Source organism: Streptomyces viridochromogenes DSM 40736 (genome assembly GCF_000158955.1).
Classification (GTDB): Bacteria; Actinomycetota; Actinomycetes; order Streptomycetales; family Streptomycetaceae; genus Streptomyces; species Streptomyces venetus.
Genome location: NZ_GG657757.1, coordinates 498,278 through 520,746, shown reverse-complemented (window position 1 = coordinate 520,746; position 22,469 = coordinate 498,278). Strand labels below are relative to the sequence as shown.

Genomic DNA, 22,469 nt, shown 5'->3' with positions numbered 1-22,469 from the left:
TCGGGCCTCCATGGTTGCATGACCCAACCACCCGCCGTCGGCCCGCCGTGCCGTGCCGTGCCGGCCGACCGGGCCGTCGGGTAGTGTTGCCGTCCGGCTGTGGACGGACCCAGCCGTCGCAGGACGAGGAGGTGAGACCCATTACCGCTGTGTCAGCCCGGGTGCTCTCCTCCTCTCGATGTCGCGCGGATCGCCGGCCGTAGGCGACCGCCGGAGCGCCCTTCGGTTCCCGAAAGGCTCCTGGCCCCTATGCAGTCCGTTTCTCCCGTGCCGCCGTCCGCACCGTCGTCCCGTGACGAAGTCGTCGCAGCCCTGCGCACCGCGGGGTGCGTCTTCGCCGAGGACGAGGCCGAGTTGATCCTCGCCACCGCCCGCACACCGGCCGAGACCGCCGCCATGGTCGAGCGTCGCGTCGCGGGCCTGCCCCTCGAACTCGTCGTCGGCTGGGCCGAGTTCCGCGGCCTGCGCGTCACCGTCGCGCCGGGCGTCTTCGTGCCGCGCCGCCGCACCGAGTTCCTGGTGGAACAGGCCCTCGCCCGGGTGCCCCGCGCCACCGTCGTCCTGGACCTGTGCTGCGGCTCGGGCGCCGTCGGTGCGGCGCTGGCGTCCGCACTGGGGCGCGTCGAGCTGCACGCCGCCGACATCGACCCGGCCGCCGTGCGCTGCGCCCGCTCCAATGTCGCCGCGGTCGGCGGCCACGTCCACCAGGGCGACCTGTTCGACGCGCTGCCCGGCGCGCTGCGGGGCCGCGTCGACATCCTCGCGGCCAACGTGCCGTACGTCCCGAGCGACGAGATCGGCCTGCTGCCGCTGGAGGCCCGTGACCACGAGCCGCTGGTCGCCCTCGACGGCGGCGCGGACGGCCTCGACGTGCTGCGCCGGGTCGCCGCCGAGGCGCCCCGCTGGCTCGCGCCCGGCGGCTGCGTCCTGGTGGAGACGAGCCGACTTCAGGCACCGGCCGCCCTCACCGCCTTCGAAGGCAACGGCCTGACGACACACCTGGCCGTCTCCGAGGAGCTGTACGCCCATGTGGTGATCGGCGTCAGGCCGTAACCGCGCCCGCTCAGTCCGGAGCCGTCGCCCGCGCGATGAGCAGGGCCACGTCGTCGAAGTTGTCCGGCTCGTGCAGGGTGCGCAGCAGCAGGTCGCAGACCTCCTCCAGCGGCCGGTCGGGTCCGTCGAGCAGGGACAGCAGGGTGTCGAGCCGATCGTCGAGCGGGTCGCGGCGGGTCTCGACGAGGCCGTCGGTGTAGAGCACCAGCCGGTCGCCGGGTTCGAGGTCGACGGTCGTCGTGGCGAAGGCGACCCCGCCCACGCCGAGCGGCACACCGGTCGGCAGGTCGAGCAGCTCCGGAGGCCGGCCGGCCCGGACCCGCACCGGCGGCAGATGCCCGGCGTTGGCGATCCGGCACTGCCGCAGGTGCGGATCGTGAACGGCGTAGGCGCAGGTGGCGATGGCCTCCTCCAGCCCTGCCGTGATCTTGTCGAGGTGCTCCAGGAGCCGAGCCGGGTCCAGATCGAGGGAGGCCAGCGTGTTGGTCGCCGTACGCAGCCGGCCCATGGTCGCCGCGGCGGGAATGCCGCTGCCCATCACGTCGCCCACGACGAGCGCCGTCTTGCCGCCGTCCAGCTCGATCACGTCGAACCAGTCGCCGCCGACCTCGCTCGTGGCCCCGGCCGGCTGGTAGCGGGAGGCCACTTCCAGCCCGCCCGTCATGGTCGGATGGCTGGGCAGCAGGCTGCGCTGCAGGGTGAGCGCGGTGTCGCGGGCGCTCTGGTACCAGCGGGCGTTGTCGATCTGCACCGCGGCCCGGGCGGCCAGCTCGCGCGCCAGCAGCAGGTCGTCCTCGCTGAACGGCAGCGGGTTGCGGGTGCGCTTGAGGTCCAGGGCACCCAGCACCTCGCCGCGCGCGATCAGCGGCACCGCCAGGTAGGAGTGCACCCCGGCCCGGCCCAGCAGCTCGGCCGCCTCCGGGGACCGGGCGATGCGCGGCAGGTCCTCGTCCTTGACCTGAGGCAGCATCACCGGGCTGGCTGTGCGTACGCACTGGGTGACCAGCCGGTCGTGCGCGTACCGGGCCACGTTCCCGGGCTGGTCGGCGGCCTCCAGCGCCTCGGCGGAGTCGTACCCCTGGACCGCCAGCGCCCGGATCACCGCCGACTCGGCCGGACCGAGGCTGGTGCGCCGGCCCTGCACCACCGCGTCCAGCAGGTCGACGGCCGCGATGTCGGCGAGCTCCGGCACAGCCACCTCGGCGAGCTCGTGGGCCGTGTGATCCAGGTCCAGCGTGGTGCCGATCCGCCCCGAGGCGTCGGCGATCAGAGCCAGGCGCCGACGGGCCGCCTCGGCCTCGATGCCCGCCTGGTACTGCTCGGTGACGTCGACGATCGACACGGCCACGCCGAGCACGGTTCCGAAGGCGTTCTCCAGCCGGTACAGCGAGATCGACCAGGCGTGGTCCTGGTCCGGGTCGGCCGGGGTGCGGCCGATGGTGGACTGGTCGACGACCGGCCGGCCGGTGTCCAGGACCCGGCGCGCCGCGGCCTCCAGGGCGTCGACGTCCATCCGCGGCACCACCTCGCGGACCGTCCGGCCCAGGTGCTCCTCGGCGGGCACGCCGTTGAGCTGCTCCAGGGCCGCGTTGACCGAGACGTACCGCAGCTCGGTGTCCAGCACGGCCAGCCCGATCGGGGACTGCGCGATCATCCGCGTCGACAGTGCCACGTCGCGCTCCAGCCCGGTGCACGGTCGACTGGTCGGCGCACAGCCCCAGCGCGTAGACGTCCCCCTGGTCGTCCAGCAGCCGCATGTTGCGGAACTCCACGAGCCGGGTGGTGCCGTCCTTGCGCCGGATGGGGAAGGCCCCGGCCCAGCTCTGTCCGGTGCCCATGACGTCGGCGAACAGCTTGACCACGAGATCGACGTGCTCGTCGTGGACCATGATCCGGGCGGCGAACTGTCCCAGCGCCTCGTGCGCCTCGTATCCGAACAGCTCCTCGGCCTGCGGGCTCCACAGCACGATGCGGCCCTCGGCGTCCAGGACCACCGAGGCGACGCGCAGGACGTCGAGCAGCCCACTCGGGCGCGCCGACCCGCGCGCCGGTTCGTCGCCCTCAGCCATGGGAGACCCGGCTGCACTCATCCCACGCTCCGCCTTCGCCGATCCTCGCGGCACGCCGTCATGGTGCCGACACCCCATGTTTACCGCGCGGAGCCGTAATACCGAGGCCCCTTCCGTCACCTACCACCATCCCCCAACACGGAGCCGCCCGCTCCGCAAACCTGTCGGCAGAGCAGGGGCGTCGCCGCTAGTGCTCGGCGGTAGGTGGTGCTTTGCTGGGGTAGGGGCGGATACGAGGTGGCCATGAGAGGAGCGATCACCATGGACCTTGAGCAACCGCACCCCCACTCCGTCTCGGTGGAGATCAGCGGGTGCAGCAAGCAGGACGCCCGCATCGTGTTCGACACGCTGTGCGCCTGCTTCGAGTCCGACCGGTGCGCCGACGACGTCCCCGAGGAACTGCACGAGACCCGCCCGACCGTGTGGCTCGGCACCTTCGACGTGGCCGACGAGCACGAGGGCGGCCGTCCGGCCCGGCTGGCGTCCTCCGTCGACGCCGACCTGCACGGCGGGTACTGGGCGATCGAGCACTTCCGGATGCGGCTGGACTCGCTCTTCGCCGTGCGGGACCTGAGCGCCGTCTCCGGCGACCAGGAGACGGAACTGCACCTGCGCCTCGAGAGCCGGTGACCGCCCCTCACACCCCCAGCAGGCCGAGCACGGCGCGCCGGTAGACGGCGTGCACCACGGGCAGGTCCATGAGGCGGACGCGCTCGTCCAGGCCGTGCAGTCCCTCATGGGACAGACCGAAGCCGGCCGTTGCCGGGATGCCCTCGGCCGCCAGCAGGTTGCCGATGTTCGACGGGCCCGCCGTCTTCGCCCGCACCCGCAGCCCCTCGCCGGCCGCGGCACCCAGGAGCGCGGCGGCCGGCTGCTCGTCCTCGGCCAGCCGGTACGGCGGCCAGTCCGCCACCGGGGTGACCCGCGTCGGCCGCGGCGCGGGCAGCAGCGCGTCCAGCTCGGCCACGGCGGCCCGGACCAGGTCCTCGGCGGCGCGGGCGCCGAAGTCCGGCGTGGTGCGGATGTCGACGCCGACCTCGCACAGGTCCGGGACGACGGAGAAACCCTCGCCGCCGTGGCAGGAGGTCACCGTCAGCCTCGGCGGCAGCGGGACGTCCGCGCCCGTTCCCGGCAGCGGGGCCTCGTCCAGCAGACGGACGAGCCGTGCCGCCCGCGACACCGCGCCGACCGTCGTCCGGCGCGCCCCGGAGTGTCCTGACGCCGCGTGCACCGCGATCCTGGCCCGCCACAGACCGCGACCGCCGACCACGACCTCCTCCAGCCCCGGGTAGCCGATCATCACCCCGGCCGGGCGGGCCGCGTCCGGATCGTCGAGATACGCCCGGGCGCCGCCGAAGCCGCCCGTGTGCTCGTCGGCGTCCAGCAGCACCGCGAGCCCGCCGCGCAGCTCACCGGCCCGGCCGTGCAGCTCGGCCGCGAGGTGGCAGAACAGGGCCGCGGCGAGCTTCGAGTCGGCCGCGCCCCTGCCGCGCAGCCAGCCGTCGACCACGTCCCCGGCGTCGGGCGGGAACGACCAGGCCGCCTCGTCGCCGTACGGCGCGGTGTCCACGCAGGCGTCCAGCGCCCACCAGGGACCGGGCCGGCCGCCCTCGATCTCCACCAGCAGCGCGACCGGGCGGCGTGTGCCGTCGTGGAGACGGCGGTACGGCAGTCCCCGGGCGGTGAGCCAGTCCTCCAGGACGGCGAGGACGGGCTCGTGGTCGTCGACACCGGCACGGCTCGGGCAACGGATCAGCTCACCGGCGAGATTCACCACGCAGGAGAGGCCAAGGTCCCTGGTCATGGACCCACTGTGCCCTCCATCACCTTATGCAACTAGTTGCATAAACTGCCGGCGGTCCTCTACAACTACAGACACGACACCGCGCACGGAGGGCCCGATGAGCCGTTACCCGCACCTGCTGACCCCCCTCGACCTGGGCTTCACGACCCTGCCCAACCGGGTCCTCATGGGCTCCATGCACGTCGGCCTGGAGGAGGCCGAGGGCGGCTTCGAGCGCATGGCCGCCTTCTACGCCGCCCGTGCACGCGGGGGAGTGGGCCTGATCGTCACCGGCGGCATCGCGCCCAACGACGAGGGACGCCCCTACGAGGGCGGGGCGAAGCTCACCACGCAGGCGGAGGCTCAGCAGCATCGCGTCATCACCGACGCCGTGCACCGCGAGGGCGGACGGATCGCCCTGCAGATCCTGCACTTCGGCCGGTACGCCTACCACCGGGACCTGGTCGCGCCCAGCCCGCTCCAGGCGCCCATCAGCCCCTTCCCGCCCCGCGAGCTCACCGACGCCGACATCGAGCGGACCATCGACGACTACGCCCGCGCCGCCCGCCTCGCCCGCGAGGCGGGTTACGACGGCGTCGAGATCATGGGCTCCGAGGGCTACCTCATCAACGAGTTCATCGCCCGGCAGACCAACCAGCGCGCCGACCGCTGGGGAGGCTCGTACGAGAACCGCGTGCGCTTCCCCCTCGAGATCCTGCGCCGGGTCCGCGAGGCGGTCGGCGAGGACTTCATCGTCATCTACCGGCTGTCCATGCTCGACCTCGTCCCCGGCGGATCGACGCTAGACGAGGTGATCACCCTCGCCAAGGCCGTCGAAGCAGCCGGGGCGACCATCATCAACACCGGCATCGGCTGGCACGAGGCCCGCATTCCCACCATCGCGACCTCCGTGCCGCGCGGCGCGTACACATGGGTGACCAAGCGGCTCATGGGCGAGGTGTCCGTGCCGCTCGTCACCACCAACCGCATCAACACCCCCGAAGTCGCCGAGGAACTGCTCGCCGAGGGCGCCGCCGACATGGTGTCGATGGCCCGCCCGATGCTCGCCGACCCCGACTTCGTCACCAAGGCCGCCGCCGGCCGGCCCGAGGCGATCAACACCTGCATCGGCTGCAACCAGGCCTGCCTCGACCACACCTTCAGCGGCCTGATCACCTCCTGCCTGGTCAACCCACGCGCCTGCCACGAGACGGAACTCGTGCTCTCCCCGACGCGGCTGCGCAAGCGTGTCGCGGTCGTCGGCGCCGGACCGGCGGGCCTCGCGTGCGCGGTGTCCGCCGCCGAGCGCGGACACGACGTGACGCTGTTCGACGCCGCCGGCGAGATCGGCGGCCAGCTCAACGTCGCCCGTCAGGTCCCCGGCAAGCAGGAGTTCGACGAGACGCTCCGCTACTTCCGCACCCAGCTCGACTGGCACGGCGTCGACGTACGCCTGAACACGTCCGTCACGGCCGCGGACGTCGACGACTACGACGAGGTCGTCGTCGCCACCGGCGTCACCCCGCGCACCCCCGACATCCCCGGTGTCGACCACCCGAGCGTCGTCGGCTACCTCGACGTGCTGCGCGGGGGCGTGTCCGTCGGTGACCGGGTCGCGATCCTCGGCGCGGGCGGCATCGGCTTCGACGTCGCCGAGTACCTCACCGACAGCGGCGACAAGGCCCACGAGGACCCGCGGACGTACTTCCGCCAGTGGGGCGTCGACCTGGACTACCGCGCCGCCGGCGGTCTCGCCGCCCCCGAGCGGCCCGTCCCGCCGCGCACCGTCCACCTGCTCCAGCGCAAGACCTCCAAGGTCGGCGCGGGCCTCGGCAAGACCACCGGCTGGATCCACCGCACCGAGCTCAAGCACCGCGGCGTCACCATGGTCCCGGGGGTGCGCTACGACCGGATCGACGACGCCGGACTGCACCTCACGGTCGACGGCGAGAGCACGGTGCTGGAGGTCGACACGATCGTGCTGTGCACCGGCCAGGAGCCGCGGCGCGGCCTGTACGAGGACCTGGTCGCCGCCGGGCGCAGCACGCACCTCATCGGCGGTGCCGACGTGGCCGCGGAACTCGACGCCAAGCGCGCCATCAAGCAGGGCACCGAGCTCGCTGCGGCGCTGTAGGGGCCCTGCGGCCCGTCCCTAGGATGGCTGGCATGTCACTCCCGCACGCGATCCTCGTCGCCCTTCTGGAGAAGCCGTCGTCCGGACTGGAACTGACCCGCCGGTTCGACCGGTCGATCGGCTACTTCTGGTCCGCGACGCACCAGCAGATCTATCGCGAGCTGGGAAAGCTGGAGACCGACGGCCTGATCCGGGCCCTGCCGGCACAAGCGCCGGCCCGCGGGCAGAAGAAGAGCTACGAGGTCCTGCCGGCGGGCCGCGCCGAACTGGCCCGCTGGACGGCCGCCTCCCAGGACCCCAAGCCGCACCGGGACGCGCTGCTGCTGCGGCTGAGGGCGGCGGCCGTGGTCGGCACGGCGGGCCTGGAAGCGGATCTGCGACGCCATCTGGAGCTGCACGAGCGGCAGCTGGCGGAGTACCAGGAGATCGAGAAGCGGGACTTCCCGCCCGGGCGGGACGGAACCGAGGACCGGCTGCGGCACCTCGTGCTCCAGGCCGGTATCGACCTGGAGACGTTCTGGACCCAGTGGCTCAGGCGCGCCCTGGCGGATTTCCCCGAACTCCCGGACGCGGACCCGCCCCGCACGGCCTGACCACGACGAACTCCTGAACGGCGGCCCGGTCCGCCCGGTGACCACGACGTGACGGCGGCCCGCCCGACCGGAGCGCTTCGGGAGGGCGGGCCGCCGTCCGTACCGGTCAGAGCCGGTACGGCTTGTTGCGCCGGCGCAGATACCAGGCCGTCCCGAGGAGGCCCGCCCCGACCAGCGTGCCGCCCGCCACCAGCGTGACCGTGCCGTACTCCGTCGCGGAACCGCCGACCCCGCCCATGACACCGCGCGACGGCGAGGCGGAGGCCGTGGGGGACGGGGACCTCGACGGCGTGGGAGCCGGGGAGACGACGACGGACTGGGTGCCCGCCGTGGTGCCGTCCGAGCAGATGACGATGACCGTGAACGTGCCCGGGGAGACGTTCGACCAGGCGGCGGATTGGCTGGTGGACGTCCCCGAGAGGGTCACCTGGCGCCCCTGGGCGAAGCTGCCCTGGCTGCTGGTGAGGAGCGAGGCGGTGCCCCAGCTGCCGTTGACCTGGGTGCAGGAGCTGGTGGTGACCGACACCGTCGAACCCGTGGTGCTGACGGAGATGCCGGGGCCGGCGGCAGCGGGCACGGCGGCCAGGGCGAGAGGCAGCGCGGCGGCTGCCACGGTCAGGCCGGAGCGGAGAACTGGCGAAGAGTTGCGCATGTTGACTGCCCTCCGGCGGCACGGTCGGCGGTACATCCCTTGAGCCGCCGAGGGTCGGGAACGCCCGTGCTGCCTCGCAGTCAGCCAAGGCGCCCCCGGGCCGGGCCGCACGCCGGGCGCCCCCGTGCAGGTGACGGGTTCCTTCGGCCGGCCGATGCGGGACGGGACCCCTCCGGCCGCGGCGTCACCCCCGCGCGCCGGTCGTCACGGTCCGCTCCGCCGAGAAGCCGCCCCACGTGCCGTCCGGCAGCATCGCCCGGATCCGGACCCGATGGGTGACGCCGGAGGCCCGTCCCGCGTAGAAGCTGTACGTCGCGTGGTCGCGTGGGGCGCTCCCGCCGAAGACGAGGGACGTGGCCGGCCGGCCGTCCAGGTGGATCTGGTACTCGGCGATCTCGCCGTCGAGGCGGGGCGGCACCCAGCTCAGGTCGACGTAGTAGGCGCGGTCCTCGCGGTGGCTCGTCGCCCGGAAGCCGGTGGGGGCCGTGGCGCGCCCGTCGTCCGTACCCGCAGTGGTGACCCGGACGGCGGTACCGGCGGGGGAGGCGTTTCCGGCCGCGTCCCTGGCCCGGACGGTGAACGCGTAGGACGTGCCGGGTCGCAGCCCAGTCACCACGGTGGCCGTCTGGTTCCCGCCCACGCTGTGGATCTTCGTGCCGCCCTGGTGGATGTCGTACGACACCACGCCCCGGTCGTCCGTCGAGGCGGACCAGGACAGCTGGACCGCACGTCCGCCGACGGCGCGGCCGGCAGCCGCCCGCGGACGGGTGGGTGCGGAGCGGTCGTCCGCGACGGCCGCCGGTGTTCTCGCGCGTACCCCGCGGCTGGGCGGCCCGAGCCGCCCGTCGGCGGCCCGCGCCCGCACCCTGAAGACATACACCGTGGCAGGCCGGAGCCTGGTGACATCCACCATGTGCTGCGAACCTGGCACCTCTTCGACCTTCCTGGTGCCGCGGTACACCTCGTAGACCTCGGCCCGCGCGGTCGCGTTCCACATGACGTGCACGCTCGTCGCGCTGCCCGCCGCAGCGGTGACGCCCGTCGGCGCCCCGGGCCCACCACCGCCGTCCCGCGCCTGCGCACCGGCACGGCCGCAGGAGGTGATCAGCGCGAGGACTCCGCAGAGCGCGACGAACCGGGGGAGAGCAGCGGTGACGGGAACGAGGACGCGTCGCACGGCACTGCCTCCCGGACGGCACTCGGGAATGGTCCGGACCAATATGGCCCGGCTGGCGTGATCACATCAAGAGGCGAGTGTCACCCCCCGCTGTTCGTGACCACCCGGAAGAGTTACGTATGCTGAAGCCCTCACGGCCGAACTCCTGGCGGACGGCGAGGAGTTCGAGCCTGTCGCGCGGACCGCTGTCGTCGCAGATCCCGCGTCGGCACTGGTGGCCGGGGGCCCGAGTCCTCACGCGGACTCAGGCCCCGGGCCCCTGCCGGGGGCCTGGGCCCTTGGGCCGTCCGGCCCTCCAGAGGTGGCTCGGTGATCACCCCGGGAACAGATGGGCCTGAGTGCCCGTCAGGTTTCCGAGGAGAGGACCCCGCATCGTGCATGCCCAGTCGCTCACACTGGCCGTGGCCGGCGCCGCCCTGCTGGCCCCGACGACGCTTCCCGCCGGAACGCACCGGGACCGCCCCCAGGCGCACGCCCGGCGTGTGGAGTGGCGCGAGGGCCCCGTCAGCGCCGTCGACCTGCTGGCCGAGGTCCGGGACTGCGCTCGCGTCTCCCGCGGCCGGTACCGCAGCGACAACGGCGCACCCGCGAAGATCCCGATCTGCGGCACTGATGACGCCGTGTTCTGGAAGGCCGACATGGACATCGACTGCGACGGCCGCCCCGGCTCCCGCTGCAACCGGCGCACGGACCCGCACTTCTCCGCCAGTACGTCCTATGCGCAGTCGAACGGCCGCCCGCTGAACGCCGAGCGGCTCCCCTTCATCGTCGTGCCCGCCCCGAGCCGCATCTGGGACTACCGGGACCACGGTGTGGGCGGCGGTTCGGTCGTGGCCGTCGTGTACCGCGACCGCGTGCGGTACGCGGTCGTCGGCGACACGGGTCCGCGGAACATCATTGGGGAGGCGTCCTACGCGACCGCCAAGGCACTGGGTATCCGCCCCGACCCGCACGGCGGTGGCGCACGGTCCGGCGTCACTTACATCGTCTTCAAGAACGCCCGCGTGTCACCCATCGAGGACCGCGCGGCAGCGGTGGCGACGGGGGAGCGGCTGGCGCGGGAGTTCGTCGACCGCCCTGATGGGGTGACGGGGCGTCAGCGGCGTGCCGGAAACCCGGGGATGACGCCCGAGGCCCGGGAATGAAGACCCGGGCTTTCAGGGGGAGGGGGCGGGAGCGGCCCCGGGGCGTGTGGCGGCGGGGCCACTTCGGCCTCGGGCGCCGCTCCCTGTCTCACACCTTCCGGTACGTGTACGCGTCCGTGGAAGCCGCTTCCACCGCCGCCAGGTCGGCCCCGGTGGCCGCCGTGACGACCGCGGCCACGGCTCCCTCCACGAACGGCGCGTCCACCAGCCGCGTCTGCTCCGGGAGTTCGTCCCCCTCCGCGAGCAGCGCCTTCACGGTCAGCACGGCGCTGCCCAGGTCGGTGAGGACGGCGACGCCGGCGCCGCGATCGACGGCCGCGGCCGCCGCGGCGATCAGTTCGGCGCTGGTGCCGAGCCCGCCGCTCTCGGTGCCGCCCGCCGCGGCGACGGGCACCGCCGACCCGCCTCCCGCGAGCCCCTTGGCCAGCGCGGCGACCGACGAGGCCACCTCCGCGCTGTGCGACACCAGCACGATTCCCACGAGCCGCTCGTCACTCACCGGAGGCCTCCACGAGTCCCGCCACGAGCAGCGCCGCCGACGTGGCGCCCGGGTCCTGATGGCCGATGCTGCGCTCGCCGAGGTAGCTCGCCCGGCCCTTGCGCGCCAGCAGCGGCGTCGTCGCCACGGCACCCTCCTCCGCGGCGGTCCGCGCTGCCGCGAACGAGTCGCCGAGCACGTCCACCGCGGGCACCAGCGCGTCGATCATGGTCTTGTCGCCCGGTGCCGCACCGCCGAGGGTCATGACCGCGTCCACCCCGGCCCGCAGCGCCTCGGCCAGCTGCTCCGCACTCACCTCGGCGGCATCGCCGAGCGCCTTGCCGGTACGGCGCAGCAGCGTTCCGTACAGCGGCCCGGAGGCGCCGCCGACCGTCGAGATGAGCTGGCGGCCTGCCAAGGTCAGGACCCCGCCGGGGGTGTCGGGGGCCTCCTTCTCCAGCGCGGCGGTCACGGCGGTGAAGCCGCGCTGGAGATTGGTGCCGTGGTCGGCGTCCCCGATGGGGGAGTCGAGGGCGGTGAGCCGTTCCGCCTCGCGGTTCACGGACGCGGCGGTCACCGTCATCCAACGGCGGAAGAAATCGGCGTCGAGCACTGGATCTCCTTGCCTGGTAGGTATGTGGTGATCGTCTACCCTTTCCGCGTCACATGCCCCAGCGCAGCCCCGGCGTCTTCACCGGCGCATCCCACAGGCGCAGCAGCTCCTCGTCTGCCTGGCACAGGGTGAGGGAGGCGCCCGCCATGTCCAGGGAGGTGACGTAGTTGCCCACCAGGACCCGGGCCACGGGAACACCGCGTGCCTCCAGCACCCGGTGCACCTCGGCGTTGAAGCCGTACAGCTCGAGCAGGGGCGTCGCGCCCATGCCGTTGACGAGGACCAGGACGGGGTTGCGCGGCTGCAGATCCTCCACCACCGCCTCGACGGCGACTTCGGCGATCTCACCGGACGTCATCATGGCCCGCCGCTCCCGGCCGGGCTCGCCGTGGATGCCGATGCCCAACTCCAGTTCGCCGGACGGCAGATCGAAGGTGGGGCTGCCCTTGGCCGGTGTGCTGCAGGCGCTCAGTGCGACACCGAAGCTGCGGGAGTTCTCGTTGACCTGCCGGGCGATGGCCTCCACCCGCTCCAGCGGCTGGCCCTCGTCGGCGGCAGCGCCCGCGATCTTCTCCACGAACAGGGTGGCGCCGGTGCCGCGCCGACCGGCCGTGAAGAGGCTGTCGGTCACCGCGACATCATCGTTGACCAGTACCTTCGCGACCTGAATGCCCTCGTCCTCGGCCAGCTCGGCGGCCATGTCGAAGTTGAGCACGTCGCCGGTGTAGTTCTTCACGATGAACAGCACCCCGGCGCCGCTGTTCACGGCGGCGGCCGCGCGCAGCATCTGGTCGGGCACGGGGGAGGTGAACACCTCGCCGGGACAGGCCGCCGACAGCATGCCGGGACCCACGAAACCGCCGTGCAGCGGCTCGTGCCCCGAACCTCCGCCCGAGACCAGCCCCACCTTTCCGGCCACGGGGGCGTCCCGCCGTACGATCACCCGGTTCTCCACGTCCACGGTCAGCTCCGGGTGGGCAGCCGCCAGGCCGCGCAACGCGTCCGCTACCACGGTCTCCGGGACGTTGATCAGCATCTTCACTGGAACCTCCTATGAGACGAGCATCTGGGCGTCTGACCTCCAGCTTCGCAGGTCAGCTTGGGTTTGACTAGTTATCGATCTTGACGGTCCGTAGCCTTCCGTAGCGCGCTGTGGCGCTACTGATGCTGACCTTCACAGTGTCACGCGACGTCACTCAACCGCCTGTCGGCGGCCAACAGTTGCGCGGTGCCGCTGCCTGCCTCACCCTGGCGGATGCCCCGCGCCGGCGGTCGTCAGCCCTTGAAGAGGTGCTCGGCCTTGTCGCGGTCGGTGGTGTGCGACCGCCAGGGTTCGCGGCGTGCTGAGGCCGGGTGATCCACGGTGGCGACCGGCAGATCCTGCTCGGCCCAGATGATCTTGCCCTCGGCGGTGTACCGAGTGCCCCAGCGGCGGGCGAGCTGGGCGACCAGGAAGAGGCCGCGGCCGCCCTCGTCGGTGGTGCGCGGGTGCCTCAGCCGCGGGGAGGTGCTGCTGGCGTCGGACACCTCGCAGACCAGGACGGGCTGGCGGAGCAGCCTGAGCCTGATCGGTCCGGACGCGTGGCGGATGGCGTTCGTGACCAGCTCGCTGATGATCAGCTCGGCGGTCATGGCCAGTTCCCCCATGCCCCAGCTTTGGAGGTGCCGGACCGCGAGGGCCCGGGTGGCCGCCACGGCCGCGGGGTCCGGTGGAACGTCCCAGGTCACGACCTGGTCGGCGGTGAGGGGATGGGGGCGGGCGAGCAGGAGGGCCACATCATCGGGCTGGGGGCCGGGGAGCAGCCGCTCGACTGCCGCGTCGCACAGCTCCTGGAGCCCCAGGCCGGTCTGGGCGAGAGCGCGTCCCAGACGGGACATCCCGACATCGACGTCCCGGTCCGCGGCCTGGACGAGACCGTCGGTGTAGAAGCCGATGAGGCAGCCCTCGGGCACCTCCAGATCGGCTGTCTCGAAGGGCAGGCCGCCCAGGCCGAGGGGCGGGCCGACCGGCAGGTCGGGAAAGCTCACCGTGCCGTCGGGCAGGACCACGACGGGAGGCGGATGCCCGGCCCTCGACAGTTCGCAGTGCCGCGTCACCGGGTCGTAGACCGCGTACAGGCAGGTCGCCCCGAGCACGGCGGTGCCGGTGGGCTCGGCGTCGGGGTCCTCGTCGGTGAGGCGTATCACCAGGTCGTCGAGGTGGGCCAGCAGCTCTGCCGGCGGCAGGTCCATGTCCGCGAGGGTGTGCACGGCGGTGCGCAGCCGTCCCATGGCCGCCGCCGCGGTGATGCCGTGCCCGACCACGTCTCCCACGACCAGGGCGACCCGGCCGCCGGACAGGGCGAGGACGTCGAACCAGTCGCCTCCGACACCCCCCTTCACGTCCGCGGGGAGATAGGCGGAGGCCACCTCCAGGACCGGACTGTCGACGAGGGTCTGCGGGAGCAGGCTCCGCTGCAGCGCGAGGGCCGTGGCATGCTCGCGGCTGTAGCGGCGAGCGTTGTCGATGCACACCGCCGCTCTGGCGACGAGCTCCTGGGCCAGCAGCAGGTCGTCCTGCTCGAAGGAGGCCAGGTTCTCCGACCGCATGAAGGTCGCCACGCCCAGGACGGTCTCCCTGGCGCGCAGGGGCACCGAGATGAGGGTGTGCAGCCCGAACTCCCGGATGTTCGCCGCTCGCTCCGGTTGTTCGACCACCCATACCGGATCGAACGGGTCGAGAACCGGGATGAACACGGCCTCCCCGTGGAACATGTGGCTGGCGTCGTAGTGGGGCGTGGTGAAGCCCACGGGGTCCGCGACCTGGACGACGGCCTCCGGGCAGCCCTCCCGGATCGACTGCATCCCGGCACGGCGCATCTTCGGCTTGTCGCCGGGCGGTGCGGGCACCGGCAGGTCGGTGCTGAGCACCGACTCCAGCAGGTCGACGATGACGAAGTCGGCGAAGCGCGGCACCGCCAGATCGGCGAGCTCCTGAGCTGTGCGCGCGACGTCCAGTGTGCTGCCGATCCGGGCCCCGGCGTCGTTCATCAGGGCCAGGCGCTGCTGGGCGTTCCAGCGATCGGTGACGTCGGTGACCATGTAGCACACGCCGGCGATGGACTCCTCGGCGTCGACCAGGGGGAAGAAGGACGTGGAGTACGCGTGGCGCCGGTGCGGGTCGGCCCAGCTCCAGCCCTGGTACTCGTAGTCGATCACTGGGACGCCCGTGTCCAGCACGCTCTGCATCAGAGCCTCGATCGTCTCGCCCTGCAGCCCGGGGACCACCTCGCTGAGCCGGCACCCCAGCCGCTGCTCGCGGGGCACGCCGCCGAAGCTTTCCAGGGTGTCGTTCAGCCAGACGTAGCGCAGATCCGTGCTCATGACCGCCATACCGATCGGCGAGCGGGTCAGGAAGCCGTCGAGCACGGACTGGCCGACCGTCCATTCGGGGCGCCGCTCCCGGCCGGAGACGAGGAAGCACTCGTGACCCTCCATGCGGAACGCGGCGGAGACGCGGAGGGCCACCTCGATGGTTCGGCCGTCCCGGCGCCGGACCGCGATCACGCCGCTCCATCCCGGCCCTGTTCGGCACCGCTCGACGGTCCTGGCGGTCCGCGCGCGGTCCTCGGGCGCGGCCAGCAGAAACGCACCGGACCGGCCGGCCACCTCCTTGGCCGCATACCCGAGGAGTTCCTCCGCGCCCGAGGTCCAGCCGATGATCGTTCCCGCGGCGGTGACCACCGCCGTCGCGTCGGCGGACTCCACCCCGCTGGGGCTCCCGCTGATCGCAGAAGCACTCGCTCCGAGCGGCCCGTGCTGGTTCGCAGACGACATGTCACTCACCACCACACCGACGAGATCTTCATGGTCCCGCGCACAGGAAAGCTTCGCCAGCCGACCCGCCTCTCCGCGTCGGCGGCGTCGCCCGAAACGTCGGCGCCAACACATCCAGTGTCCCCCGCGGCACCGCCTTCGGGGGCGGCAGTGAACGAACGGCCGGCGGCCGTGGGGCATGATCGGTGGGCCGGGCGAGGGGCAGACGGAAGGGGCGCCGCAGTCGTGGACGAGAACGCGGAGATCTCGACGCCGAAGGAGGCCGCGAACAACGCGCTGATCCTGGCTTTCGGGCGCTTGCAGGGGGCCGCCAACCGGCTGGAGTACATCCTGGGTCGGGCTCTGGAGGTCGAGTGCGGCATCAGCCATCTGATGTTCGAGGTGCTGCTCATCCTGGGCCGTGCGGGGGACCCCGGGCTGTCGATGCGGGCCATCGCCCAGGAGCAGGTGCTGACCACCGGAGGCGCGACCCGTCTGGTCGACCGCATGGAGGCGGCGGGCCTGGTCGAACGGGCCGAGGATCCCGGTGACCGCCGCGGGCGCCTGGTGCGCCTCACCGCCCTGGGGTCGCAGACCACGGTGGCGGCGTCGCGCATGCACATGGAGAACATCAGGCGCTACTTCCTCGCACCCCTGCCGGCCGAGGAGCGGGACCGGTTCGCCGAGAACCTCCGCGTCCTGAGCCATTCCGCCCGGGACGTCCTGCCCAGGCTTCCCTGACGGCGCCAGAAGTGAAGTGGGGCGGACGAGGAGGAGCTGGAGCCGTGGAGGGAGGTCGATCGTTCAGGGGGTGGACAGTTCGAACCGCGTCACGCGGACCGAGCCGCCCAGTGCCCGTGTCGCGTGGTTGAAGAGGGCGAACCGGTAGCCCATGAAGAACCGCCAGTCGTTGCCCATGGCGAAAGCCGGGCCGAGGCGGGTGAAGGTGACGCCGTCGGTGCTGTAGGAGAAGGTGCCGGGCCGGGACGCCCCGGGACGGATGTCGGCGGCGGCCCGCAGCCAGAGTCGACCGCCCGGCACGCTCACACCCGCCCGCTCGATGCCGGTGCCGGTGGTGTTCCAATTGCCGTCCATGGTCAGTCCGTCGACCATGACCACCCGTGTGGCACCGCCGTCACGCTTCAGCCCGATCCACGCCGAGGAGTCCCGCAGCAGCGCCAGCCCGGCTCGGTCGCCGTCCAGCATCGCGGAGTGGTCGAGCTGGACCGTCGCCGTGGACGTGGGCCCCTGAACGCGGTGGGTGAGGGTGTTGCGGGCCCAGTACAGGTCGTCCGTGACGGTCGCGGTGCGCAGGGTCAGGCCGTTGTTCACCGACCACTTGGCGTTGTCCGGGTTGTGGTTCCACTCCCACCTCGGCTTGAGGACCGTGCCGTCGAAGGTGTCGACACCGGTCAGCGGAGTGACCTGCCGGGGCGGTGGCGGTACGGCAGGGGCGGGATACGACCTGCCCCACGCGTTGTTCACGAGCTGGACGACCGGCCAGCCGTCGGAGGTCCAGGCGACCGGCGCCAGGGCCGGCATACGGCCGCCGGGATAGGCGTCGACGAAGGCCATGTAGTACCAGGCCCCGCTCTGCGTCCGCACCAGCCCGCCCTGGTGCGGCACACCTCCGCCGGAGATCGGTCCGGGCAGGTCGAGCAGGACCTGCCGGAGGGTGTACGGGCCGAAGGGGCCGCTGGTCGACCTCAGGATGTACTGGCCGTTGGCCGGGCGGGTCAGGAAGATGTAGTAGTTCCCGTTGATCTTGTAGAAGCGGGAGCCCTCCAGGGTGCCGATGTTCGACGGGGTGCTGAACACCTGTTGCGTCCGCACCTGGCTGCGGCCGTCCGCGGAGAGCTGGGCCACGTTGATCGTGCCGTTGCCGTACGCCACGTACAGGGTGTTGTCGTCGTCCACCAACAGCCCCGCGTCGTAGTAAACTTGGGGGAGCGTCGCGTGTCGGCTCCACGGCCCTTCGACGGACCTGGCGGTGTAGAGATGGGTCCGGGCGAAATCGATCTGGCCGAGCCAGTAGAACGTCCTCTCGGCGGGACGGTAGGCCAGTGACGACGCCCAGATCCCCCTGACGTAGCCGCGCCCGCCGTTCAGGTCGTACTTGGAGCCGAAGTCGAGGACGGGCACCGCGTGCCCGGCGATCTCCCAGTTCACCAGGTCGTACGAGCGCAGCACGGGCGCACCCGGCGAGTAGTGCATCGTCGAGGCGGAGCAGTAGTAGGTGTCCTCGACGCGGATGACGTCGATGTCCGCGAAGTCCTGCCAGATCACGGGATTGGTGTACGAGGCGTCCGGCACCGCGACGGCCGCGCTCGCCGGATCGGGAGGCAGCAGGGCGCCGACGGTCAGGCCGGTGGTGGCGGCCAGTGCCGCACGACGGGTGATTGATTGAGTTGTCCATGTCATGCCGATCGCCGCCTTTTCGGTGAGGCTGTTGGGGGGAGGGGAGCGGGCGGCCGTCGGCCAGGCGAACCGGGCATGGTCTGCGGGAGGGCGTTGTGAATCCTGCGGGGCCTGGTCGGAGCCTCCTGCGCGCGGGGACGCGTGTTCTGTATCTCGAACGCCAACTGTCCTGTCGAACGCCTTGGATGATAGAAGCCCCTGACCGGGCGTCAATACTCTTCGCAGCATTCGGTATTGACGTCGAAAAGTTTCGCTCTGTCAGCCGCCGTACACCGGCTCCGGCTTCGTCGCCTCGGCGAGGAGCCTCAGCGCGGTCTCGCCGGCCTCGGCCGGGGACCAGCGGCCGCCCTTGTCGGCCGTGGGGCCCGGGCGCCACCCCTCCATGACGGTGATGCGACCGCCCTCCGCCTCGAAGACGCGACCCGTCACGCCGGCGGAGGCGGCGGAGCCCAGCCACACGACGAGCGGGGACACGTTCTCCGGGGCCATGGCGTCGAAGCCGTCGGCGGGGGCCGCCATGGTCTCGGCGAACGTCGCCTCGGTCATCCGGGTGCGGGCCGCCGGGGCGATGGCGTTGACCAGGACCCCATAGCGGCCCGTCTCGGCGGCGGCGACCAGGGTCAGCCCGACGATCCCGGCCTTGGCCGCGGAGTAGTTGCCCTGACCGACGCTGCCCAGCAGCCCCGCCCCGCTGCTGGTGTTGACGACACGGGCCGCCGGGACCCGGCCCGCCTTGGCCTCCGCCCTCCAGTGCGCCGCCGCGTACTTCAGCGGAAGGAAGTGTCCCTTGAGGTGGACGCGCACGACGGCGTCCCAGTCGTCCTCGTCGAGGTTGACCAGCATGCGGTCACGCAGGAAGCCGGCGTTGTTGACCAGGGTGTCGAGCCGGCCCCAGGTCTCGACGGCGGTACGGATCAGCGAGGCCGCACCCTCGGCCGTGGCAATGTCCCCGTGGTGGGCCACCGCCTGTCCGCCGCGGGCCCGGATCTCGTCGACGACGAGCTGGGCGGGCCCGGCCGTGCCGCCAGTGCCGTCCAGGCCGACGCCGAGGTCGTTGACGACGACCTTCGCGCCCTCGGCGGCGAGAGCGAGGGCGTGCGCCCGTCCGAGTCCGCGCCCCGCCCCGGTGACGACGGCGACACGTTCGCTGCACAGTCCGGACATGTTCTGGTCCTCTCGTCGGGGGGCTCGGGAACTGCGGTTGACCCGCGGGAGCCCGGGGTGTCGTTCAGTTGCCGGCGGTGGCGGCGTCGAGGAAGGCGGGGCGTTCGCCTCCGCCGTGGACGAGCAGGCTCGCGCCGCTGATGTACGCGGCGCGTTCGGAGGCGAGGAAGACGCAGGCGTCGCCCACCTCCGCGGGGTCGGCGAGCCGGCCGAGCGGCACGGTGCGGCCGACGGCCTCGACACCGCTGTCGTCGCCGTAGTGCAGATGCGCCAGTTCGGTGCGGACCATGCCCAGGACCACGGTGTTGACCCTGACCTGCGGGGCCCACTCCACGGCCATGCTGCGGGCCAGTTGCTCCAGCCCTGCCTTGGCCGCTCCGTAGGCCGCCGAGCCCGGAGACGGACGGCTGCCGCTGACACTGCCGATCATGACGATCGACCCGCCCCCGGGCTGGCGGCGCATCTGCTCGTAGGCGGCGAGCGAGGCGGCCAGGGGGGCCAGCAGGTTCAACTCGACCACCCGGGAGTGCCGTGCGGCTCCGCCCTCCTCCAGTAGCCGGTAGGGCGTGCCCCCGGCGTTGTTGACGAGGATGTCCAGCCTGCCGTACTCATCGCTCACCTGTGCGAAGAACGCGCCCACGGCGTCCGCGTCACGCAGCTCGACCGGGAGGAACCGGGCGGCGCGGCAAGCCGCTTCGACGGGTTCGTCCGGGGGGCGCCGGGCGCAGGTCACCACTTCGGCTCCCGCCTCCAGCAGGGCCCGGGTGATGCCCGCGCCCACGCCCCTCGTTCCGCCGGTGACCACGGCGACCCGTCCGCTCAGATCGGTGATCGTTGCCATGAGGGACCTCCCGGGACGCGTGCTCCGCTGCTACCTTCGTACCTAACAAACGTTTGGTGGAAAGGTAGCTGATCCGCTCATGGGTGTCTCCACCACAAGCCCCGAAGAGGGCGTCACCGTCATCACCGTGGACTTCCCACCGGTCAACGCCTTTCCCGTCCAGGGCTGGTACGACCTGGCCGCCGCGGTGCGCGCCGCCGGGGCCGATCCCGGCGTGCGCTGCGTCGTCCTCGCCGCGACGGGGCGCGGGTTCAACGCCGGTGCGGACATCAAGGAGATGCAGCGCACCGAGGGGCATGCGGCGCTCATCGGCACCAACCGCGGCTGCTACGAGGCGTTCGCCGCGGTCTACGACTGCGAGGTTCCGGTGGTCGCCGCGGTGCAGGGCTTCTGCGTGGGAGGCGGTATCGGCCTGGTGGGCAACGCCGACTCGGTCGTGGCGAGCGATGACGCGACCTTCGGGCTGCCGGAGCTGGACCGGGGGGCGCTCGGTGCGGCCACCCATCTCGCCCGGCTGGTCCCGCAGCACCTGATGCGGACGCTGTACTACACCTCGCGCACCGTGACGGCCGAGGAACTGCACCGTCACGGCTCGGTGTGGCGGGTCGTCCCGCGCGAGCGGCTGCACGCCGCGGCGATGGAACTGGCCAGGGAGATCGCCGCCAAGGACGGGCTGCTCATCCGCTTCGCCAAGGCGGCGATCAACGGCATCGACCCCGTGGACGTCCGGCGCAGCTACCGCTTCGAGCAGGGCTTCACGTTCGAGGCCAACCTCAGCGGCGTCGCGGACTGGTACCGCGAGGCGTTCGTGTCCTCCAAGTCCCCCAAGTCCCCCAAGTCGTCCACGTCATCCAAGTCGTCCACGTCCTCCAAGTCCTTCGAGGGGGAATCGCGTTGAGCGACAAGACGATGACCGCCGACGAGGTCGTCGCGCGTCTGCGCAGCGGCATGACGATCGGGATCGGCGGCTGGGGATCCCGGCGCAAGCCGATGGCACTGGTCCGTGCGCTGCTGCGCTCGGACGTCACCGACCTGACCGTCGTCTCCTACGCAGGCCCGGACGTCGGACTGCTCGCCGCAGCGGGCCGGATCCGCACTCTTGTGGCCCCGTTCGCCACCCTCGACTCCATCCCGCTGGAACCGCACTTCACCGCGGCCCGGCAGCAGGGCGGCCTCGAACTCGTCGAACTGGACGAGGCGATGTTCATGTGGGGCCTGACCGCCGCCTCCCAACGGCTGCCCTTCCTGCCGGTCCGGGCCGGTCTCGGCTCCGACGTGTTGTTGGTCAATCCGCGCTTACGCACGGTGGTCTCCCCCTACGAGGACGGCGAGGAGTTCGTCGCGGCCCCGGCCCTGCGCCTGGACGCCGCGCTGGTCCACCTCAACCGGGCGGACACACACGGCAACGCCCAGTACCTGGGCCCCGACCCGTACTTCGACGACCTCTTCTGCCAGGCCGCCGACGCCGCGTACGTCTCCTGCGAGCAACTCGTCGACACCGCCGACCTGCTCAAGGACGCGGCCCCACAGACCCTGCTGGTCAAGCGCGCGTTCGTGACCGGGGTCGTCCAAGCACCCAACGGCGCGCACTTCACCTCCTGCGCCCCCGACCACGACCGCGACGAGACCTTCCAACGTGCCTACGCCCTGGCCTCCCGCGACCCGGAGGCCTGGCAGGCGTTCACCGACCGCTACCTGTCCGTGGACGAAGAGGCCTACCAGGCCGCGGTCGCGGCATTCCACAAGGAGCGGGCGTGAGCAGTCCCACGGCGAACACGGTGAACACGGCGAACAAGGCGACACGCGCCGAGTACTGCGTGGTGGCCTGCGCGGAGGCCTGGCGTCATGCCGGGGAGGTCCTGGCCAGTCCCATGGGCACGGTTCCCGCCATCGGCGCGCGGCTGGCGAAGCTGACCTTCGCGCCCGATCTGCTGCTGACGGACGGCGAGGCACTGCTGATCGGCGACGTCCCGGCGCTCGGCGCCCGCGCCCAGGTGGTGGAGGGCTGGCTGCCCTACCGACAGCACCTGGCCCTCGTGGCCACGGGACGGCGGCACGTGATGATGGGCGCCAGTCAGATCGACCGCCACGGCAACCAGAACATCTCCTGCATCGGCGACTGGGCCCGCCCCACCCGGCAACTGCTGGGCGTACGAGGCGCACCCATCAACACCCTGAACAACCCCACGAGTTACTGGGTGCCCAAGCACTCCCGGCGCGTCTTCGTCGAGCGGGTCGACATGGTGTGCGGAGTCGGCTACGACCGTGCCGCCGAGGTCGGTCCGTCGGCCACCCGTTTCCACAACGTCACGGAGGTCGTCAGCGATCTGGGCGTCTTCGACTTCGCCACCCCGGACCACACGATGCGGCTGCGCTCGCTGCACCCGGGAGTCACGGCCGAGCAGGTCGTCGAGGCCACCGGCTTCACGCTCACCGTCCCGGACGACGTGCCGTACACCCGGGAGCCCACCGCCGAGGAGTTGCGCATCGTCCGGGAGGTCGTCGACCCGGAGGGCGCCCGCGACCGTGAGGTGCCGGCATGAGCGACGCCACG

19 protein-coding genes and 1 pseudogene are annotated in these 22,469 nt (G+C 72.1%); 9 read left to right on the top strand and 11 right to left on the bottom strand.

Going from position 1 to position 22,469, the window contains the following annotated elements; translation table 11 throughout:
* Positions 1-249 precede the first annotated feature (249 nt).
* Complete coding sequence (locus tag SSQG_RS02425) at positions 250-1,053, top strand: putative protein N(5)-glutamine methyltransferase (RefSeq protein WP_052310219.1); 804 nt, start codon at positions 250-252, stop codon at positions 1,051-1,053.
* Positions 1,054-1,063: 10 nt separating this feature from the next.
* Here the strand turns inward: SSQG_RS02425 and SSQG_RS02420 are convergent.
* Positions 1,064-3,143 (bottom strand): annotated as a pseudogene (locus SSQG_RS02420) (SpoIIE family protein phosphatase).
* 240 nt (positions 3,144-3,383) lie between these two features.
* Between SSQG_RS02420 and SSQG_RS02415 the strand changes: the two are divergent.
* Positions 3,384-3,752 carry a hypothetical protein gene (locus SSQG_RS02415; RefSeq protein WP_003988087.1) on the top strand — a complete coding sequence of 123 codons (369 nt, stop codon included), beginning with the start codon at positions 3,384-3,386 and terminating at the stop codon, positions 3,750-3,752.
* 7 nt (positions 3,753-3,759) lie between these two features.
* On the opposite strand, the gene SSQG_RS02410 is transcribed toward SSQG_RS02415, so the two are convergent.
* Complete coding sequence (locus SSQG_RS02410; protein WP_003988086.1) at positions 3,760-4,926, bottom strand: M20 family metallopeptidase; 1,167 nt, start codon at positions 4,924-4,926, stop codon at positions 3,760-3,762.
* Positions 4,927-5,023: 97 nt separating this feature from the next.
* Between SSQG_RS02410 and SSQG_RS02405 the strand changes: the two genes are divergently transcribed.
* Together SSQG_RS02405 and SSQG_RS02400 are read left to right on the top strand one after the other, a co-directional pair.
* Positions 5,024-7,039 carry an FAD-dependent oxidoreductase gene (locus SSQG_RS02405; RefSeq protein ID WP_003988085.1) on the top strand — a complete coding sequence of 672 codons (2,016 nt, stop codon included), beginning with the start codon at positions 5,024-5,026 and terminating at the stop codon, positions 7,037-7,039.
* Between the two features lie 32 nt (positions 7,040-7,071).
* Positions 7,072-7,632, top strand: coding sequence for a PadR family transcriptional regulator (locus SSQG_RS02400; protein WP_003988084.1), 561 nt, complete (start codon positions 7,072-7,074; stop codon positions 7,630-7,632).
* A gap of 106 nt (positions 7,633-7,738) precedes the next feature.
* Here SSQG_RS02400 and SSQG_RS02395 read toward each other — a convergent pair whose 3' ends face one another.
* Both SSQG_RS02395 and SSQG_RS02390 read right to left on the bottom strand, forming a co-directional pair.
* The gene (locus SSQG_RS02395) at positions 7,739-8,284 is read right to left on the bottom strand and encodes a hypothetical protein (protein WP_003988083.1); all 546 of its coding nucleotides are present in this window, start codon (positions 8,282-8,284) and stop codon (positions 7,739-7,741) included.
* A 184-nt stretch (positions 8,285-8,468) separates the two neighbouring features.
* Positions 8,469-9,461, bottom strand: coding sequence for a fibronectin type III domain-containing protein (locus tag SSQG_RS02390; RefSeq protein ID WP_003988082.1), 993 nt, complete (start codon positions 9,459-9,461; stop codon positions 8,469-8,471).
* Positions 9,462-9,835: 374 nt separating this feature from the next.
* Here SSQG_RS02390 and SSQG_RS02385 point away from each other — a divergent pair, with 374 nt between their 5' ends.
* Positions 9,836-10,606: a glycoside hydrolase family 75 protein gene (locus SSQG_RS02385; protein ID WP_086025060.1), complete on the top strand. Its 771-nt coding sequence runs from the start codon at positions 9,836-9,838 to the stop codon at positions 10,604-10,606.
* Between the two features lie 88 nt (positions 10,607-10,694).
* On the opposite strand, the gene SSQG_RS02380 is transcribed toward SSQG_RS02385, so the two are convergent.
* From SSQG_RS02380 to SSQG_RS02365, 4 genes are all read right to left on the bottom strand, one after another.
* Positions 10,695-11,105, bottom strand: coding sequence for a PTS-dependent dihydroxyacetone kinase phosphotransferase subunit DhaM (locus SSQG_RS02380; RefSeq protein ID WP_039931807.1), 411 nt, complete (start codon positions 11,103-11,105; stop codon positions 10,695-10,697).
* Entirely contained in the window at positions 11,098-11,697 is a 600-nt protein-coding gene (dhaL, locus tag SSQG_RS02375; protein WP_003988079.1) for a dihydroxyacetone kinase subunit DhaL, read from the bottom strand. The genes SSQG_RS02380 and dhaL overlap by 8 nt, the downstream gene beginning before the upstream one ends.
* Positions 11,698-11,746: 49 nt before the next feature.
* Positions 11,747-12,739, bottom strand: a complete 993-nt coding sequence (dhaK, locus tag SSQG_RS02370; protein ID WP_003988078.1) for a dihydroxyacetone kinase subunit DhaK — start codon at positions 12,737-12,739, stop codon at positions 11,747-11,749.
* 233 nt (positions 12,740-12,972) lie between these two features.
* Positions 12,973-15,513 carry a SpoIIE family protein phosphatase gene (locus SSQG_RS02365; protein WP_078507006.1) on the bottom strand — a complete coding sequence of 847 codons (2,541 nt, stop codon included), beginning with the start codon at positions 15,511-15,513 and terminating at the stop codon, positions 12,973-12,975.
* A 225-nt stretch (positions 15,514-15,738) separates the two neighbouring features.
* Here SSQG_RS02365 and SSQG_RS02360 point away from each other — a divergent pair, with 225 nt between their 5' ends.
* Positions 15,739-16,233 carry a MarR family winged helix-turn-helix transcriptional regulator gene (locus tag SSQG_RS02360; RefSeq protein WP_003988076.1) on the top strand — a complete coding sequence of 165 codons (495 nt, stop codon included), beginning with the start codon at positions 15,739-15,741 and terminating at the stop codon, positions 16,231-16,233.
* A 63-nt stretch (positions 16,234-16,296) separates the two neighbouring features.
* Here the strand turns inward: SSQG_RS02360 and SSQG_RS02355 are convergent, their stop codons facing one another.
* The 3 genes from SSQG_RS02355 to SSQG_RS02345 all read right to left on the bottom strand — a co-directional run bounded on the left by SSQG_RS02355 (position 16,297) and on the right by SSQG_RS02345 (position 19,915).
* A complete protein-coding gene (locus SSQG_RS02355; RefSeq protein ID WP_208865615.1) occupies positions 16,297-17,913 on the bottom strand; it encodes a glycoside hydrolase family 43 protein in 1,617 nt (538 codons plus the stop codon).
* Between the two features lie 255 nt (positions 17,914-18,168).
* Positions 18,169-19,074: an SDR family oxidoreductase gene (locus SSQG_RS02350; RefSeq protein ID WP_003988074.1), complete on the bottom strand. Its 906-nt coding sequence runs from the start codon at positions 19,072-19,074 to the stop codon at positions 18,169-18,171.
* Positions 19,075-19,138: 64 nt separating this feature from the next.
* Positions 19,139-19,915, bottom strand: coding sequence for an SDR family oxidoreductase (locus SSQG_RS02345; RefSeq protein ID WP_003988073.1), 777 nt, complete (start codon positions 19,913-19,915; stop codon positions 19,139-19,141).
* A gap of 79 nt (positions 19,916-19,994) precedes the next feature.
* Here SSQG_RS02345 and SSQG_RS02340 point away from each other — a divergent pair, with 79 nt between their 5' ends.
* The 3 genes from SSQG_RS02340 to SSQG_RS02330 are packed head-to-tail and all read left to right on the top strand — an operon-like array spanning position 19,995 to position 22,458.
* Entirely contained in the window at positions 19,995-20,813 is an 819-nt protein-coding gene (locus tag SSQG_RS02340; protein ID WP_003988072.1) for an enoyl-CoA hydratase family protein, read from the top strand.
* Entirely contained in the window at positions 20,810-21,673 is an 864-nt protein-coding gene (locus SSQG_RS02335; RefSeq protein ID WP_003988071.1) for a CoA transferase subunit A, read from the top strand. Before SSQG_RS02340 ends, SSQG_RS02335 begins: the two co-directional genes overlap by 4 nt.
* The gene (locus SSQG_RS02330) at positions 21,670-22,458 is read left to right on the top strand and encodes a CoA-transferase subunit beta (RefSeq protein ID WP_003988070.1); all 789 of its coding nucleotides are present in this window, start codon (positions 21,670-21,672) and stop codon (positions 22,456-22,458) included. Before SSQG_RS02335 ends, SSQG_RS02330 begins: the two co-directional genes overlap by 4 nt.
* Positions 22,459-22,469 lie beyond the last annotated feature (11 nt).

Bases quoted from the DNA above. Each gene is read 5' to 3' on its own strand.
- SSQG_RS02395 (WP_003988083.1), bottom strand. From the start codon at position 8,284: ATGCGCAACTCTTCGCCAGTTCTCCGCTCCGGCCTGACCGTGGCAGCC.
- SSQG_RS02410 (WP_003988086.1), bottom strand. From the start codon at position 4,926: ATGACCAGGGACCTTGGCCTCTCCTGCGTGGTGAATCTCGCCGGTGAG.
- SSQG_RS02355 (WP_208865615.1), bottom strand. From the start codon at position 17,913: ATGACATGGACAACTCAATCAATCACCCGTCGTGCGGCACTGGCCGCC.
- SSQG_RS02365 (WP_078507006.1), bottom strand. From the start codon at position 15,513: ATGTCGTCTGCGAACCAGCACGGGCCGCTCGGAGCGAGTGCTTCTGCG.
- SSQG_RS02350 (WP_003988074.1), bottom strand. From the start codon at position 19,074: ATGTCCGGACTGTGCAGCGAACGTGTCGCCGTCGTCACCGGGGCGGGG.
- SSQG_RS02425 (WP_052310219.1), top strand. From the start codon at position 250: ATGCAGTCCGTTTCTCCCGTGCCGCCGTCCGCACCGTCGTCCCGTGAC.
- SSQG_RS02340 (WP_003988072.1), top strand. From the start codon at position 19,995: ATGGGTGTCTCCACCACAAGCCCCGAAGAGGGCGTCACCGTCATCACC.
- SSQG_RS02405 (WP_003988085.1), top strand. From the start codon at position 5,024: ATGAGCCGTTACCCGCACCTGCTGACCCCCCTCGACCTGGGCTTCACG.
- SSQG_RS02345 (WP_003988073.1), bottom strand. From the start codon at position 19,915: ATGGCAACGATCACCGATCTGAGCGGACGGGTCGCCGTGGTCACCGGC.
- SSQG_RS02415 (WP_003988087.1), top strand. From the start codon at position 3,384: ATGGACCTTGAGCAACCGCACCCCCACTCCGTCTCGGTGGAGATCAGC.
- SSQG_RS02400 (WP_003988084.1), top strand. From the start codon at position 7,072: ATGTCACTCCCGCACGCGATCCTCGTCGCCCTTCTGGAGAAGCCGTCG.